At 43.2% G+C, this 16,217-nt stretch carries 20 protein-coding genes; all 20 read left to right on the forward strand.

What is annotated here, in order from left to right; translation table 11 throughout:
* Positions 1 to 46: 46 nt before the first annotated feature.
* Complete coding sequence (locus H7992_RS07105; RefSeq protein WP_255428613.1) at positions 47 to 550, forward strand: helix-turn-helix domain-containing protein; 504 nt, start codon at positions 47 to 49, stop codon at positions 548 to 550.
* A complete protein-coding gene (terL, locus tag H7992_RS07110; RefSeq protein ID WP_222618007.1) occupies positions 547 to 1,935 on the forward strand; it encodes a phage terminase large subunit in 1,389 nt (462 codons plus the stop codon). Before H7992_RS07105 ends, terL begins: the two co-directional genes overlap by 4 nt.
* A gap of 9 nt (positions 1,936 to 1,944) precedes the next feature.
* Entirely contained in the window at positions 1,945 to 3,378 is a 1,434-nt protein-coding gene (locus tag H7992_RS07115; RefSeq protein ID WP_187047082.1) for a phage portal protein, read from the forward strand.
* Positions 3,371 to 4,582, forward strand: coding sequence for a minor capsid protein (locus H7992_RS07120; RefSeq protein WP_187047083.1), 1,212 nt, complete (start codon positions 3,371 to 3,373; stop codon positions 4,580 to 4,582). Before H7992_RS07115 ends, H7992_RS07120 begins: the two co-directional genes overlap by 8 nt.
* A 113-nt stretch (positions 4,583 to 4,695) precedes the next feature.
* The gene (locus H7992_RS07125; RefSeq protein WP_187047084.1) at positions 4,696 to 5,223 is read left to right on the forward strand and encodes a hypothetical protein; all 528 of its coding nucleotides are present in this window, start codon (positions 4,696 to 4,698) and stop codon (positions 5,221 to 5,223) included.
* 94 nt (positions 5,224 to 5,317) lie between these two features.
* Positions 5,318 to 5,923, forward strand: a complete 606-nt coding sequence (locus H7992_RS07130) for a phage scaffolding protein (protein ID WP_255428614.1) — start codon at positions 5,318 to 5,320, stop codon at positions 5,921 to 5,923.
* A 14-nt stretch (positions 5,924 to 5,937) separates the two neighbouring features.
* Entirely contained in the window at positions 5,938 to 6,309 is a 372-nt protein-coding gene (locus H7992_RS07135) for a hypothetical protein (RefSeq protein WP_187047086.1), read from the forward strand.
* A 16-nt stretch (positions 6,310 to 6,325) separates the two neighbouring features.
* Positions 6,326 to 7,369, forward strand: coding sequence for a major capsid protein (locus H7992_RS07140; protein WP_187047087.1), 1,044 nt, complete (start codon positions 6,326 to 6,328; stop codon positions 7,367 to 7,369).
* A 44-nt stretch (positions 7,370 to 7,413) separates the two neighbouring features.
* A complete protein-coding gene (locus H7992_RS07145) occupies positions 7,414 to 7,596 on the forward strand; it encodes a hypothetical protein (RefSeq protein ID WP_187047088.1) in 183 nt (60 codons plus the stop codon).
* Positions 7,597 to 7,598: 2 nt separating this feature from the next.
* Positions 7,599 to 7,946 carry a head-tail connector protein gene (locus tag H7992_RS07150; protein ID WP_187047089.1) on the forward strand — a complete coding sequence of 116 codons (348 nt, stop codon included), beginning with the start codon at positions 7,599 to 7,601 and terminating at the stop codon, positions 7,944 to 7,946.
* 1 nt (position 7,947) lies between these two features.
* Entirely contained in the window at positions 7,948 to 8,304 is a 357-nt protein-coding gene (locus tag H7992_RS07155; RefSeq protein ID WP_187047090.1) for a hypothetical protein, read from the forward strand.
* Complete coding sequence (locus H7992_RS07160; protein ID WP_187047091.1) at positions 8,304 to 8,702, forward strand: HK97 gp10 family phage protein; 399 nt, start codon at positions 8,304 to 8,306, stop codon at positions 8,700 to 8,702. The genes H7992_RS07155 and H7992_RS07160 overlap by 1 nt, the downstream gene beginning before the upstream one ends.
* Positions 8,692 to 9,054: a phage tail terminator family protein gene (locus H7992_RS07165; RefSeq protein ID WP_187047092.1), complete on the forward strand. Its 363-nt coding sequence runs from the start codon at positions 8,692 to 8,694 to the stop codon at positions 9,052 to 9,054. Before H7992_RS07160 ends, H7992_RS07165 begins: the two co-directional genes overlap by 11 nt.
* A gap of 40 nt (positions 9,055 to 9,094) precedes the next feature.
* On the forward strand, positions 9,095 to 9,313 hold the full coding sequence (locus tag H7992_RS07170; protein ID WP_187047093.1) for a hypothetical protein: 219 nt from the start codon (positions 9,095 to 9,097) through the stop codon (positions 9,311 to 9,313).
* Positions 9,313 to 10,623, forward strand: a complete 1,311-nt coding sequence (locus H7992_RS07175) for a phage tail sheath C-terminal domain-containing protein (RefSeq protein WP_187047094.1) — start codon at positions 9,313 to 9,315, stop codon at positions 10,621 to 10,623. The genes H7992_RS07170 and H7992_RS07175 overlap by 1 nt, the downstream gene beginning before the upstream one ends.
* A 15-nt stretch (positions 10,624 to 10,638) precedes the next feature.
* Positions 10,639 to 11,103, forward strand: a complete 465-nt coding sequence (locus tag H7992_RS07180) for a phage tail tube protein (protein WP_187047095.1) — start codon at positions 10,639 to 10,641, stop codon at positions 11,101 to 11,103.
* A 35-nt stretch (positions 11,104 to 11,138) separates the two neighbouring features.
* The gene (locus tag H7992_RS07185; RefSeq protein WP_187047096.1) at positions 11,139 to 11,540 is read left to right on the forward strand and encodes a phage tail assembly chaperone; all 402 of its coding nucleotides are present in this window, start codon (positions 11,139 to 11,141) and stop codon (positions 11,538 to 11,540) included.
* A 255-nt stretch (positions 11,541 to 11,795) separates the two neighbouring features.
* Positions 11,796 to 12,350 (forward strand): hypothetical protein, encoded by a 555-nt coding sequence (locus H7992_RS07190; protein ID WP_187047097.1) that lies wholly within the window; start codon positions 11,796 to 11,798, stop codon positions 12,348 to 12,350.
* A gap of 72 nt (positions 12,351 to 12,422) precedes the next feature.
* Entirely contained in the window at positions 12,423 to 15,515 is a 3,093-nt protein-coding gene (locus H7992_RS07195) for a tape measure protein (protein WP_187047098.1), read from the forward strand.
* Entirely contained in the window at positions 15,515 to 16,210 is a 696-nt protein-coding gene (locus tag H7992_RS07200) for a LysM peptidoglycan-binding domain-containing protein (protein ID WP_187047099.1), read from the forward strand. The genes H7992_RS07195 and H7992_RS07200 overlap by 1 nt, the downstream gene beginning before the upstream one ends.
* The last annotated feature ends 7 nt before the right edge of the window (positions 16,211 to 16,217 follow it).

Here is a 16,217-nt window from a genome sequence, read left to right on the forward strand (position 1 = left end):
TATAACTAAAAATAACCTAAGCGACTAGCATAATGAGGTGATGCCATTGAATGTGAAGAAAAAGAAAAGCGGAAGCCACGGAAAATTCGTCGAATGGTTAAAACCAGAGGGGCTAATTAAGATCGAAGGTTGGGCTCGTGATGGTTTGACGGATGAACAGATAGCAGGAAATATAGGTATTAGTCGTTCGACACTGAATGAATGGAAGAAGAAGTATTCGGACATATCGGACACCCTAAAAAGGGGTAAAGAAGTCGTTGACCGTCAAGTCGAAAATGCACTGCTTAAAAGGGCGCTCGGCTATCAATACAATGAAGTCACGCAAGAAAAAACATGGAGTGACGACCTAGGAATATATGAAATGTCAGTTACAAAGATTGTCACTAAAGAAGTCAATCCAGACACGACTGCCCAAATCTTCTGGTTGAAGAATCGCAAACCTAAAGAGTGGCGTGACAAACAGGACATCGAACATAGCGGCAGTATGGACATCAACAATCCACTTAAAGATTTGTCTACTGAGGACTTGAGGAAGTTGATAGACAAATGATGGATTTAGAACAAATTAAACATATGGCCAGAATTGAACTCGCTAATCGTGAGTTCTTTTATTTTTGCCATTTACTCGCTCCTGACTTCTACGCCGCAAACCGTCAGTACCTAGTTGACCTTTGCGATGAGATGCAAGCGTTCTATGAATCAGATGATGATGTATTGATCGTTAACGTTCCACCACGTCATGGCAAGTCCAGAACGGCTGTCATGTTAGCGCAGTGGATATTTGGACAGAACCAAGAAGAAAAGGTTATGACCGGCTCCTATAACGAAACGTTATCAACGATGTTCTCGAAGGGTGTTCGTAATGGAATATCCGAAGAAAAAGCCGATAAAGGTCGCGTTATATACAAAGACATATTTCCAAATGTACACATAAAGCAAGGTGATGCAGCTATGAACCTATGGAGCTTAGAGGGTGGTTACAACAACTACCTAGCAACGTCTCCAACGGGAACAGCAACTGGCTTCGGTGCCTCGGTACTAATCATTGATGACTTAATCAAAAACTCACTTGAAGCTTACAATGCTTTAACGCTTGAAAAGCACTGGGATTGGTTTACGAACACGATGCTTTCACGGCTTGAAGAAGGCGGTAAAATCATTCTCATCATGACGCGATGGGCGAACAATGACCTAGCGGGAATGGCGCTTGAACACTTCAAGGGAGAAACGAAAGCTGTTCGTCACGTGCTTATGAAGGCGTTGCAAGATGACGGCTCCATGTTATGCCCGGCTGTTCTATCAAAGGATAGCTATGACATGAAGGTTCGTGCGATGGGTGAGGATATTGCGTCAGCAAACTATCAACAGGAACCGATAGATGTAAAAGGGATCCTGTACAAGGTTCTCCAAACTTACGACAGCCCACCTAGGCAGTTTGAGCGCATCGTTAACTACACGGATACGGCGGATGAAGGTTCGGATTATCTATGCAGCATCATAGCGGGGGTTTATCAAGGTGAAATCTATATCCTGGACGTTTACTACACGCAGGATGGCATGGAAATCACCGAGAAAGAAACCGCTTCTTTTTTGGTTCGTAACAATGTAAACCGCGCAGATATCGAGTCCAATAACGGTGGTAAAGGTTTTGCTCGTAACGTGAAGCGGATTATATGGGAAGAACACCACACGAGAAAAGTAGTTGTGAAATGGTTCCACCAAAGTAAAAACAAAATGGCTCGTATTCTTTCTGAAAGTGCATATGTGCAAGACCATGTTTATTTCCCGCACAACTGGAAAGAGAGATGGCCCGAATTTTACAAGCACTTAACGGAGTTCCAAAAGGTAGGTAAGAATTTGCACGATGATGCTCCCGATGCTTTAACAGGGATAGTTGAAAAAGCTAATTACAGCAGTGTATCCGTACTGAAATGAGGTGATTGAATGCTGATAGAGGACCTTCACCGTGCTCCTTGGCACGAACGTATGAATGAGGTGATAAAAGACATGATTGATGACGTCACTACAGACCTTGAGATATTGGTGCAGGAGATTCAAGAATGGGAAAAAAGCGAACGTCGTAAGAATATGGTCACAGGCGAACTCTATTATTTGAACAAAACGGATATCCTGTTAAAAAAACAAAAGATCGCGTGGAAATCAAACACTCAGTTGGCACACGGTTTCGCTAAAAAGCTTGTTGATCAGAAGATTGGATACTTATTGTCGAAAGAGCCTACATTCGGGACTGAGAATATACCTTATCGCGTTCTGATGACGGAAACATTTGACCGGGGTCTGCTGAAAAAGATTAAAAACGTCGGTAAAGAAGCGATCAATAAAGGTATTGCGTATCTTCATCCATTTTTCAATGAAGAAGGAGAACTTTCATTCAAGAAATTTCCGTCTGAGCAGATTATCCCTAATTGGGCTGACAATGAACATATGGAGATTCTGTCATTTACTCGCGTTTATGAGGTGACAGCCTACGAGGATAAGAAAAAGGTAACGAAAAAGAAAGTGGAGTACTACCATTCGCAAGGCGTTAAGTACTTCGTTTTCGAAAGCGGTAAACTTATTCCGGATGTTTCGGCGGGTATCGAGAAAAACTACCACTTCCTAATTAACGACGAACCGTACGTGTGGGAGAAGATTCCGCTGATTCATTTCAAGTACAACGAAGAAGAGCAGCCGCTGATTGACGGCATAAAGTCTTTGGTGGATAACTACAATACGCAAGCATCGACAAACGCCGATTTGTTGGCTGATATTCCGAAATTCATCTACAAGCTTATTAATTATGGTGGGGCTGATCTTGCGGAGTTCCTTTCTGACTTGCATGAGTTCATGGTCGTTAAAACAGATGAAAACGGCGATGTCGATAAGTTGCAGGCGAATATTGAAACCGATGCAGTAGAGAAGGAGATTGATCGTAACAGGAATTCCATCTATGAGTTCGGTCGAGGTGTTGACACTAGAGAGGTAGGTCTTGGAGATGCTTCTGGTGTTGCGTTACGTTTCCGTTATTCAGATTTGGATATGGATTGTAACATCCTAGAATCCGAATTCCAGTCAAGTTTCGAACACATGATGTGGTTCATTAATCACCATCTATTTGTAACTGGCCAAGGAGATTTCACGGAAGAGAAGATCAATGTCATCTTTAATCGCGACATCATCATTGCTGAAACAGAGTCAATTGATAACGCTTCAAAATCCTTCGGCATACTTGATGATCAAACGATTCGCGAGAATCATCCCTGGTACAACGAAGAGGTCGAGAAACGTTTAAAAGCACAAGAAGCGAAGTTGCAGAAAGAAATTGAAAAAGAATATGCGAATGCTTTCCCACCGAAAGAAGTGAAGACGAATGGCTAAACCAAGCAAGAAGTATTGGGAAGGTCGTTCTGCTCAACGTGAATTAGAATCACAGGTCATTGCTGACAAATACCTTGCCCAAATGGATGTCAAGCTACGTGAATCACAGCGTGAGATTCTAAAAGAAATCGAATCCTTTTATGGCCGTTATGCTGTCGACAACAAAATATCAATTCAAGATGCGAAAAGATATCTGACAGCAAAGGAGATGAAGGATTTCAAGAACGTTGACTTAAAACGGTTCCGTGAAATGTCTTTGGACGGTAATCCTGAATACGACAAACTTTTGAATTCAATAAGTTATCGTTCGCGAATATCCCGACTGGAAGCTGTTAACGCGCACATCGAGATTACTATGATGGAGTTGTACGGCGGAAAGAATGGGTTACAGGAGTATGCGAACACTGGTCTTGCTGAAATTTATCAAAACTCTTATCACAAATCGCTATATGAGATAGCGAAGGGTGGCAAGGATATCAGCATTGTCGGACTGACTGACGACCGAATGAAAGAAGTCCTCTCCTACAATTGGAGTGGAAAAGAGTTCTCTGACCGCATTTGGGATCATCAATCGGGTGCGCTTCAAACTATTCGTAAAGAGATGGAAAGAAGCTTTGTATCCGGTCGTTCGATTCAACAGACTTCAAAATCAATCATGGATGCTACAGACGTTACTCGTTCGCGTGTTGAAGCTTTAGTTAGAACTGAGGCTAGTTTCTTCAACAACCAAGCATCAAAAGACAGCTACGATGATGCAGAAATCGATGAATACGAGATCCTTTCTACACTAGATTTGAGAACGTCTGAAATTTGCAGGGAACAAGACGGCAAGCGATACAAAACAAAAGACTTTAAGCCAGGAACGAATGCCCCTCCATTCCACGTCAGATGTCGTTCTACAACGATTCCGTGGTTTGATGAATCAGAATACACGGACGGTGAACAACGCCAGTCAATGGATGGCATGGTTGATTCACAGACATATGAGGAATGGTATGGCAAGAATGTAACCGGCAGTGAGTCGAATGAAAATAAAGAGAAGATGATTCAAAATCGTTTAGGTGATATTGAGCAGATGAAGAAATATCAAACTGCAAAAGTCGAGGGTGCACCTAAGAGTCTTGTTGCTTTCCAAAATCTTAAGTACAACGACGAAGAAAAGTATGAGCAATTGATGAAGGCTTATCGGAAGCGGAAAAAATAAAGGTGGTGGTGAACTTGCGTTTCAAGAAGTCAAATTCGAGAAAGGTACGGTGATCTCTTTAATCTCGGTTCGCTACTCCGTTATGTAGCTATTAAAAAGAGGGAGTGACGGTATTGGAAAACGTGAAAAATTATAGAGTTAAAACTGGATCCGTCAAGGCTATGCGCACTTTTATAGGGCAACCCATTCACGAAATCCGAGACTACATGTTAGGATGCGAAAATATAGCCCTGGGCCTAGGTGACTTACGCGAAGGTTTTAATGTATCGATCGAAGGTACAGGAGGCGCGCGTGATCTTACGCCTGGCGATTATATTGTGATGAGCGAAGATAGGCATGCCTTTTTTATGAGCCCAGTCGAATTCGAGAAGAAGTATGAGGAACAAGTTGACAGTACTGAACTGTATTACGTGGTTACAAAGTACGGATTCCCAGTAAAAGATGGCGAAATGATGTTGAAGGACGAGCGAATCAGACCCATTCTTCTAGCTTCTTTCTTCGAACAGAATAAGTTCAGTCCAGCAGTAACGGTTAATCAATCGTTTAATGTGAAGGATGAAGCGGACATAGGAAGAATAGTTAGTGGGATAACCGAGCAAATGCACGTGGATATTTTAAAAATAGCTACCAAAGTTTATTAATACCTCGCCTGTTTGGTATTTAAGACGTAAAATCAAAAGACAAATCCGAGGTCGATACCCTCGTAAAAAAACGTAATTTGAAAGGATGACTGAATTGAATAAGGAACAGCTGATAGCATTGGGTTTAACCGAGGAACAAGCAGATAAGGTTGTGGCAGGCATCGGGACTATGATTCCTAAATCACGCTTTGACGAATTGAACGATGCTAAAAAGCAACTTGATACCGACTTGGCAGCGCGTGATACCCAACTTGAAGAATTGAAGAAAACAGCCGGTGCCAGTGAAGAGTTAAAGGGGCAGATTGCGACGCTTCAAGCGGCTAATGATTCAACAAAAACTGAGTATGAAGAGAAAATCCAAAAGCAGTCATACAACTACGCTCTCGAACGTGCATTAACGGAGGCCAAGGTAAAGAACCCGAAAGCAGTAAAAGCGTTGCTAGATATAGAAGCCATCAAACTTGATGGGGAAAAGTTGCTCGGTCTTGATGAGCAGTTGAAAACCCTATCTGAGTCGGATGGCTATTTGTTTGCCCGAGATTCAGATGGTAAGCCAGTATTCAAAGGCCTCACTCCGGCGGATGGTATACAACAGGTCAATACGGAACCTAAAGCAGGGGATTACGGCAAACAAATGGCTGAAGGTCTAGCGAAAAGTAACGAAGGTCTCGAAGATGCACGTAAATCTTACTTTGAATAAGGAGGAAATCATACATGAGTAAATTTGTTGAAACAACTTTCGGTAATAAAAAAAGTATTTTAAAGTTTCCGGATCACTATGTAAACCTCGCCGTGACAGTTAGTGACGCAGGTATTGTCGCTAATGTAGACGGTAAGAAAATTGTGCCCGCAGGAACTATCCTTGGTGGCGGTGTACTTGCGGACGATACGAAAGATGCGGTTAAAGCTTCGACTACTGCGGACGTGTCTAATGCGGAGGGTGTGTTGTTCAACGATACTGATGTGACATACGGTCCGGCACCTGGCGCATTATTAATCCACGGATTTATTGCACTCGATAAAATTCCTGAAGCACCAACCGCGGAAGAAGTAGCGGCACTTAAACAAGTTACATTTTTGAAATAAGAGAGGATGAATATTAATGCCAACTATCTTTGATTTAGTAAACGCGCAAGAAATTGGAACATATTTCGAGAATAACCCATCAAACAAAGTACCCTATTTCGGAGCTACATTATTCCCTGCGAAAAAGCAACTTGGTTTAGACCTGAGTTGGATTAAAGGGGCGAACGGTTTACCTGTTGCACTTACTCCTTCTGAATTTGATACAAAGGCCACACTTCGTGACCGTATCGGATTCAGCAAAGTTCAAACGGAGATGCCTTTCTTCCGTGAAGCGATGCGCATCGGAGAAAAAGATCGTCAAGAATTGAACCGGCTGCTTGCGACTAATCTGTCGGAAGCGTACAAGTCGATCATTAACAATATCTATGACGACGTAACGAACTTGGTTAAGGGTGCAGAAGTTCAACCTGAACGGATGATTATGCAATTGCTCTCAAAAGGCAAGATTTCCATTAATGCTAACCGTGTACCTCTTGATTATGATTACAAAATGAAAGATGACCATAAAGAAACGCTTCTCGCAGACGGTAAGTGGAGTGATCCGGCTTCAACTCCAATTCAGGACATTATGAGGTGGCAAGATGAAGTTGAAGAAAACACGGGAAGCCGTCCTACCAATGCCGTTATGACACGCAAGACGTTCGGTTACTTGTTAGCTCATAAGAGTATTCGTCTCGATATGAATCCGTTGGGCGGGCAGAATATCATCATGACTGACGCAATGCTAAAACAATATCTACAGACTCAGCTAGGTTTATCGATTGCAGTTTACAATAAAAAATATCGGGCAGAGGATGGATCACTTCATAACTTCTACCCGGATGATCACTTCACATTATTCCCGGATGGATCACTCGGAAATACGTACTACGGAACAACTCCGGAAGAATCTGATTTGATGACCGGCAGTACGTCGGCTGATGTTCGTATTGTCAATACCGGTGTGGCAATTACAACAATCAAAGAACCACACCCGGTAAACGTCGAAACAATCGTTTCTGAAATCGTACTACCAAGCTTTGAAACAATCGATAACATCTTCATTGCAAAAGTAAACTAAGAGGGGACTTGTTCCTCTCTATTTTTATTGAAGGAGGTAAATTTGTGCCAGAATTCAAAGTGACATTTAATCGCAACGTCAAACTCGGCACTGACCGATACCGTAAAGGTGAATCTGCAACGGTCCCGGAAGATGTTTGTAATGCATTAATGGAATCAGGTGTGATTGATAGTGATTTTGAGCAAATCGCAGCGAAGCGTCAAAAGGTGAAGAATAAGGAGGGGTAACGTTGGAAGTAATCGATATCGTTAAGGCAAAGTTACTCCCTGCCGAGCCACCCGAAGTACTACTGGAAATATTTATTGAAGAAGTTGCACAAGCAATTAAAACATATTGCAACCGGACCGACATTCCGCGCGAACTCGCTTTCATACACGCAAACATGGTCGTCGATATGATTACAGGCGAAAATCGGAAGAATGATCCAGAGGCGCAATCCTCTGTTTCAGCAATCAAAGAGGGGGACGTCCAAGTGACGTTCGGCTCATCCAAAGTGGGATCTCGTGAAAGAGCTACAGAGGGACTCTTGTATGACTACTCGAAGCAGCTTAACAAGTTTCGGAAGTTGAGGTGGTAGCGTGAACATCCGCAATATCATGGCGAAGGCGACTGCTGCAGTTGAGTTTATGTATGACAAGTCGGCTGAGATTAAGCGTCATGTGGAGTATGAAAAGCCTAACGGTGCAGATGGTATGAGGTGGGAAACAGTTCATTCAGACGTGCCTTGTCGCTTATCATCCTCGACGCTCAACAACGCCGTACAGGGCGATGCGAACGTTATACAATATGACGTGAAGTTATTCCTTTCGAGCGACTTCAAAGTGCTGGCGGGGGACGTAGTTACAGTTGATGGCATGAAATATGAATCTACAAAAGAACCATTCGTTTATGTATCTCACCAGGAAGTCCTTCTTCTTCGGAAGGGGTATGCGTAATGGGATTCGAATTTAGCGAAATGGCCCAAATGAAAGCAAATTTGATTGAACTGAACAAGATGTCTCACATCATCCATTTAAAAGTCGCTAAACGAGTCGCACAATTGGCTATCCGAAAAGTAAAGAAAATGACGCCTGTAGACACAGGCGATTTACGCAATAACTGGAAATACCACATTGTTAAAAAGGGCGATACCTACACAATCCTTATTTACAACCAACTCAATTACGCTTCGTGGATTGAAAACGGGCACCGGATAGTAGTAGCGGGCAAAACAGTTGGCTGGGTTGAAGGTAAATTCATGTTGAAATTAACAAAAGATGAAATGGACCGTATCGCCCCGAACATGTGGAAAATGGAAATTGAAAAAGAAATGAGGCGAATCTTTGGTAGCTAATTTGAAATCCCTCATTGTCCAACAGATCAAAGCGGTCTTCGGGCCACTAAAAGTATATGACGAACCGATTAAGCAGGGGCTGACAACTCCTGCTTTTTTGGTACTCATTTTTAACAACGAACACGAACGGCAACTCGGTAAAAGTTCCAAGAGGACGTATTCCGTCAACGTCACTTACTTTCCCAATACGGCTGACAAACGCGGTGAGTGCGACCAGGTGCTCGAGACGTTCCAAGATGAGTTTAGATATATCTACAATCGCTACCATGTCCATAAAGTCGAGGGTGAAGTTGTAGACGAGGCGCTTGTCATTACATTCAGCGTGAAGGTGTTATTGAAAGAAGTGAAATAAGCATCAGTGATGCAAACATTGCAATTTGGAGGTGTAACAAGTGAGCAAAGAAAAAGAAGTGAAACAACCTCAACGAAGTTACAGCAAAGAAGCATTCGTAGAATCAGCAACGGACGGTAAAGAAAGTCTGATTTTACAAGTGATTCTTGAAGACGGTAAATCGTATTCGAAAGAAAAAGTGACGGAAATGGTCACAGCATGGAAATCAAAGAAGGTCAATGCAAAAGTAGAAAAGGAAAAAAAGGAGGTTAAAGCATAATGTCAGGTGGAAATTGGGAAACACAAAACAAGGAACTATCCGGTGCGTTTGTTAACTTCGAAACCGAAAGCTTAGCAGTTGTTGGACTAGATTCGAGAGGCGCAGAAGTAATCCCTTTAATGCTCGATTGGGGCAAGGTTGGCGAGTTTATCAAAGTTTCTCCAGATACGAAATTTGAAGAAACGTTTGGTGAAGACCTCAAAGATTTGAAGGAAATTAGAGAAGCTTTCAAAGGGACTGGCAATGTCATCGTTTATAACTTGAATGGCGAAGGCGTCAAGGCGACAGCTACAAGCGGGACGTTCGTGGCAACAGCTACTCATGGCGGCGTGGAGGGGAACAAGTTGTCTGTAACGGTTGCGATTGGTTTGAGTGGTAACACAACAGTTAGGACGTTCTTCGGAGGTGCCCGTGTTGATTCGCAGGTTGTGACAACAGCAGAGGAGTTGAAGGCGAACGCATTTGTCGCGTTTAGCGGTGGATTACCGGATGCAGATGCAACCCTAACGCTCAAGGACGGTACAACACTCGCCGCAAAGAATGATTCGTATGCAACATTCGCGGCCGGACTTGATTCGCAGATATTCAAAACGATTGCAATTGGAACAGATGACGAATCTGTCAAGTTGCTACTGTCATTGAAAGTGAAACAGTGGCGTGAAAACGAGGGTAAAAATGTAGCGCTTATCACGAATGATTATAACGATGCTGATCATGAAGGTGTCATATCAATCAAGAACGGCGTTTATGTGGGGGAAGAATTTCTTTCCGCGAAAGATGCCGTGTATTGGTATGGAGCTGCTTATGCGAACGCAATTACAAATTCCCTCACTTATGCGGAGTATCCGGGTGCTACTGACGTTGAACGTCTCCCGCATGAGGATATCGTGAAAGCCAAAAGAGAAGGGCATGTTGTCTTTATATATAACGAAGGTGTAGATGGTCTGGATCGGATGGTTGTCGAATCAGACATCAACACGTTCCGTTCATTCACACCAAAGAAGAATCAGGACTTCCGAAAAGGGCTGATTGTACGGCAGATGGACATCATGGGCAACAACATTAAACACATTTACTCACGGAACTTTATTGGGAAAGTGAAGAACCATGGTAACGGTAGGAACCTATTTAAAGGATCCATCATGAAAGAAGTGCTGGACAGATTGGTGCGACAAGAAGCGATTGAACCTTACAATACTGAAGATATCGTGATTCGCGAGGGTGACACGAAAGATGCCGTACTTGTGACGTTAGGCGTTAAGTTCGTCGATGCCATGGAAAAACTCTACATGACTGTGGAATGTAAATAATGGGGGGTGTAATGAATGACTAGAACTGTAGAGAACAACGATCCGATTAGTGCTAAAGAGGGCATGGTTTACATTACTATCGAAGGTAAAATTTATGAATATGCTGAACTATTAAAATTCAAGGCAGAAGTAAAATATATAAAAGCGGACGTTAAAGCGATTGGGAAACGGATGAAGGGCGGTAAAATTGTCGGGGCAGAAGGGACAGGCTCTATGACAGTCTATTACCACCGTCCTGAGATGCGTGAAATGGCACTTGAATATGTTCGGACTGGTAAATCCCCAATTTTCGACGCTCAAGTAGTCAACTCCGATGCTATCAGTAGCGCCGGAACGCAAACGGCGCTACTCAAAAATCTCGTACCTGATGGCGCGGTTATCGCAGAATTGGACGGCGAGTCAGACGATCTATTGAAAGAGGACATCGACTTCACGTTCGATGACTTTGATTTCCTTGAACGCTTCCGCGCTATTGCATAAAAAACTAAAACAACTAATTGGGGGAATATAATACTATGAGTAAAATGAATTCGTTTTTAAAAGGTAATGTAAAGCAAGCGGAAAACGTTTCTTTACCACTAGATCGCTTTGAAGAGGCTATAATTTTGCGTCCATTGCCATCTGGAGAGTCAGATATAATCAATGACCGTTGTTTCGTGAACAAACCCGGACGAAAAGGTAAACAGGAACGAGTTTTTGATGTCGTTAAATTCAACCGAGGAATCAGCGTTGCATCCTTTGTATACCCGGACTTGAACGATGCGGAATTACAAGAATCATACGGTGCCCGTGGAGCGGAGGATCTTTATTCGAAAATGTTCCTGCTCGGAGAAGCGAATCACATCCTTGGTAAAGTAACAGAAATCAGTGAGATTGAACAAGACATTAACGAGGATATTGATTTAGCAAAAAACTAATAGAGGGTGGGGATGATGAAGCGGCTGATTCAGATGCCGTTTTTTATCATTTCGCCCTCCACAATTTCTATTGGGAACCCGCAAAATGGCAAGGACTCGAACGAAGGGAAAAAGCGCTTGTGATTGCTAGTATCAAAGTTGAATTGAAACGCCGTAAGAAAGAGCATGCGGCGATTAATAGCAAGTAATGACTTTAATTCTGTAGTCCTATATGATTGAGTTATATCTATAAATAATCGTATAGGGGGAATTGCTGTGGGGACGTTAATTACAGTGGCTCTATTATTGGCTTTTATTATTTTTTGTGTATTTATGGCCGTCAAGTCGAGTAAGTCAATAAAAGCAAAAAGGTTGATCCATTTAAGGAAGATGGAGGAATTGAATGCTAAAGAGCACGGATTACTTAAACACGTTGTAGGACTCCCGTTACCCGAGAATGTTATTTGTGAAGTATATTATCGCGAAGATAAAATAACTATTGAAGGCGGAGGATCTATATTTAATCTGAGTTTCTCAAAGATTAATGATATGGTGCTTACAACTGACGTAGAAATACAAAAAGCATATGTAAGCAGTGCTGGCGGAGCGGTGGCCGGAGGTATGATATTCGGTCCGTTAGGAGCTATAGTCGGGGGAAGATCTAAACAAAAGGAAACAAAAACGATAACCAATTTTCTAGTCATAACATACAGGAAAGAAGATGAGTTAGAATACATCAGCCTAGATGTTACGAACAACTTCACAGCAAATAAGATGGTTAAATTATTTAAACAACGACCACAAATTCAAATGTCGGAAGTTAACTTATAGTAATCAAAAGTAACCTTTGAAAAGCATCCCTAACCGGATGCTTTTTCTTATGGAAAAAAGGCGGTGAAGTAAATGGGAGCACAAACCTCACTATCTTTAGCTGATCGTATGTCCGGTCCCCTCATAAAAATGATGAAGGCTATGGACAGTACGATTCGCGTAATGGAAAAGATGGATAATGCCGCAAATAATATTGACACGACAGGACTTGCGAAAGCGAGGAGTTCGATAGAGTCCGCATCAGCTGATATGCAACGTTTGATATCAACCTCAAGTAACGCTACTGCCGCGGCTGCGTCCGTTACGCGAGGCTTGAGTGGAATGGGTGGTGATACATCTGGTTTAGCCGTTATGAACGCGGCTTTGTGGGGCACTACGGGTGCTATCGAAACACTTAATTCCATGGTTATCACACCACCGAAAATTCGGTCGATTAGTGGGTCTGATATTACTAATCAAATTTCGAAGGTTGCGGATTCAGCTCTTGTCGCATCAGAAGCATTCAACACTTTAAATGCTTCTATAACGTCGTCAGGCTCAAGTGCGAATTTCGGTCCTGATATTTCTGCATTGTCAACGATGTCTTCTACAGCTGATGGTGCTGCCAAATCTCTAGTAGCTTTCGGCTCAGCATCGACCACTGCAGCGAGCGGAGTAGTTGATGTATTGTCGCAGACAAGTCAGTTAAGCAGTACGATGGATCAAGCGGCAGGGGCGACGGATAATTTATCGAGCGCTGGGGATGATTTAAGTGGATCCACTAACGGTCTAGCGGTAGAGCAAGAAGACCTAAATGGCAGAATAATAGATGGAACAAGCAACTTACAAGAATATGTGGTAGCGGTCCTTGCTGCTGTTGGAGCTTATAAAGCGTTCAGTGCAGCTAAAACTTTTATCCAAGATATATTCTCAAAAGGGATTGAGTTTCATGCATTCAAGCAAGCATCAGAAGTGGCTTTCACGACATTTCTAGGTGACGCGAAAATAGCCAAACAATATATGGCAGATATGCTTACGTTCGCACAAACCACACCATTTGCTTATCCGGATTTGCTTGAATCCAGTCGTAACTTGATTGCGTTCGGCGTCGAGGCTAAGAATACATTCCCAATCATGCAAGCTATCGGTGATGCTACAGCAGCTATCGGTGGGGGAGCCCAAGAGATGATGGAGATGGCTGACGTGTTTGGTCAGATACAAGCTCAAGGTAAGCTTACGGCCATGGAAGTAAATCGATTAGGGTCCAAAGGGATCAATGCCATTCAGATGTTAGCTGATGCATCCGGTGTGACGGCTGACGCCATGAAGAAGCAGATTTCCTCCGGTGCGGTAGGTGCAGGAGAAGCCATATCCGTTCTCGTTGAAGGCATGAACAAGAAGTTCGGCGGTTTGATGGCGGGTGTGAAGGGTACATGGGCAGGCTCTATTGATTCGATGAAATCTGCGTCACGAAACGCAGGAGTGGCGATGATGGAAGACTTCATGGTCCTCGACGGTCCTTTAGTTAATCTCGTAAATAACTTTACTGGGGTTCTCAAAAAGTTACCACAGTATGTAGGTCCGGCAGTTGCGGCGTTTTTACCACTTATCGCGATGATCAATGAAGCTTTTTCGGAAGGGCGATTTGATGCGTTCTTCGCAGGTTTGGGTGCAGGGCTAACAACTACTGCAAATATCGCGGCAGGACTAGCAATGAGTATGGTTTGGATTCTTACAGAAATCAGCGCGTTGGGGAGCATGATTGCGGATAATTGGAACACAATTGGTCCCGTTATCACAATAGCCGCTACTGCACTAGGGACGTATCTCTTTTTGTTGGTGGCATTCAGAACTGCAGCGTTACTCGCGGCAGGAGCTAATGCTATTCTAACCTTTCAAACGGCGGCGGCGGGTGCAGCGGCGATGTTTGCAGCTGGTAGTACTATTGCGCAAACCGTGGCTCAACATGGTCTGAATGCAGCTATATATGCCTTCCCTGGAACTTGGATTCTATTAGCTTTCGTTGCAGTCATTGCACTTGTCATATTCGCAATGGTCCAATGGGCAGAACAATCAGCGGCAGTATTCGGCGCAATCGTCGGTGGTATCTACTGGCTTGGTGCGGCGTTCCATAACGTAATCATGGGAATCGCTAACTTCTTCATTATGGCGGTTGAATGGATCATGAATACTTGGAATCAAGGTATGTACAATATTCAAATGGCTTGGATGGCTTTCAACTTGATGGTCCGTATTGTGTTAGATGCCATTGGGAACGCGGTGCTCAAAACAGTTGAATGGATCATGAATACGTGGAATGACGGGTTATTTGGTGTGCAGACCGCATTCCATAAAATGGCTTCATTTGTTCTGACTATCATGAGCGGAGTTGCGAGCGGCGTTGTAGGAACCGTAAATACTGCTTTAGGTGCTATTTCAGACCTCATTAATGGAGCCGTTAATGGCATCAACTCATTCATTGGTCTATTGAATGGCGTGCTTGGCACTGATCTAAGCACAGTCGGAACAGTTGATTTGAAGATGGGTAATGGGGTATCAAAATTCATCGATAATATGAAATCTGATCTATCGGCACCGGTGAGAGCCGAGAAAGCGAATTTAGGCAGGATGGACACGGCGGGTGACTATGCTAAAAACATAGAAATGCCATCAGCTCCTGCTAAGAAATCTTTCGAACGAATGGAGTACACAAGCCTAGGTGATGCATTCGACAGAGGGAATGCAGCTGGTGCAAGTATGTCAATGGCGGCGAGTGACAAACTTACAGGCGCAATCGAAAAAGTAACAGGTCTCGTTAAAGGTAATAAGGATGGGAAAGACGGTCCACCAAGTGCCAGCGATTTTCCTCTCGGGGATTTAGCGGGCATGAATGATCCATTGGGTGGCGGTGCTGACAAACTTGCGAAAAAGAAAAACCCAACAGGCGGTAAGCTTGATAAAGTCGGCAAGATTGAAAAGGATATTAATATTGCGGACGAGGATATCAAGATGTTGCGTGATTTGGCTGAAATCAAGTCGATCCAACAAACTATCACGCTTACTCCGCAAGTATCCTTCGGGGATATGACAATCCGTGAAGATGCAGATATCCCTAAAATCATTCGCGCCATCGAGAAATATGTGCGGGATGAAATGTCTCGAAGTGCGGAAGGGGTGTATACGTAATGCGCGGAATTTATTTCAGCGTGAAAAACGATACAGAGGGCTTCCGTCTTCCGGTAAACCCTGAAACGGTGGAGGTAGTCAATAAGGGTAGTGGTGAGGTGTATGATATCGCTAAACTCGGTAACGTCAATGTTCCAAAAAACATTGAGCTGACAGAGTTCCCGATTGAAACATTCTTTCCTGCTCAGGACTACCACTTCCTAGTTGCTCCTTTTATGCCACCGGATTTCTACATTCAGAAGCTTGAAAAATGGATGGAAGAAAAGTTACCTGTTCGTTACATATACGTGAACGGGTCTTTTGCGATCAATGAACTTGTGACAATTGAGTCCTTTCCTTATAACGAATCATACGGTAGCGACGATGTGAACTTTTCGTTGTCACTTAAAAAGTACGTTCCGTTCGGACCAAAGAAAATGACGGTTGTGAAAAAGCCTGTCATGGTAGCTTCGGCAACAGTTCCTAAAGCGGCACCGAAACCAGCGGTTGTAAAGAAGGCGACACCACCGAGGCAGAACGAGAAAGTTACACCGAAAACATATTCACTCATTAAAGGTGATAGCTTATGGAAAGTAGCGCAAAAGTTCTTAGGCGACGGTAATCGTTACCCGGAAATCGCAAAGTTGAACGGAATTAAAGCCAGTGATTATAGAAAATTACCGATTGGTTTGAAAGTTAAACTACCACCGAAATGAGAGGTGG

This window comes from Sporosarcina sp. resist (assembly GCF_014302295.1).
In the GTDB taxonomy this organism is placed as follows: domain Bacteria; phylum Bacillota; class Bacilli; order Bacillales_A; family Planococcaceae; genus Sporosarcina; species Sporosarcina psychrophila.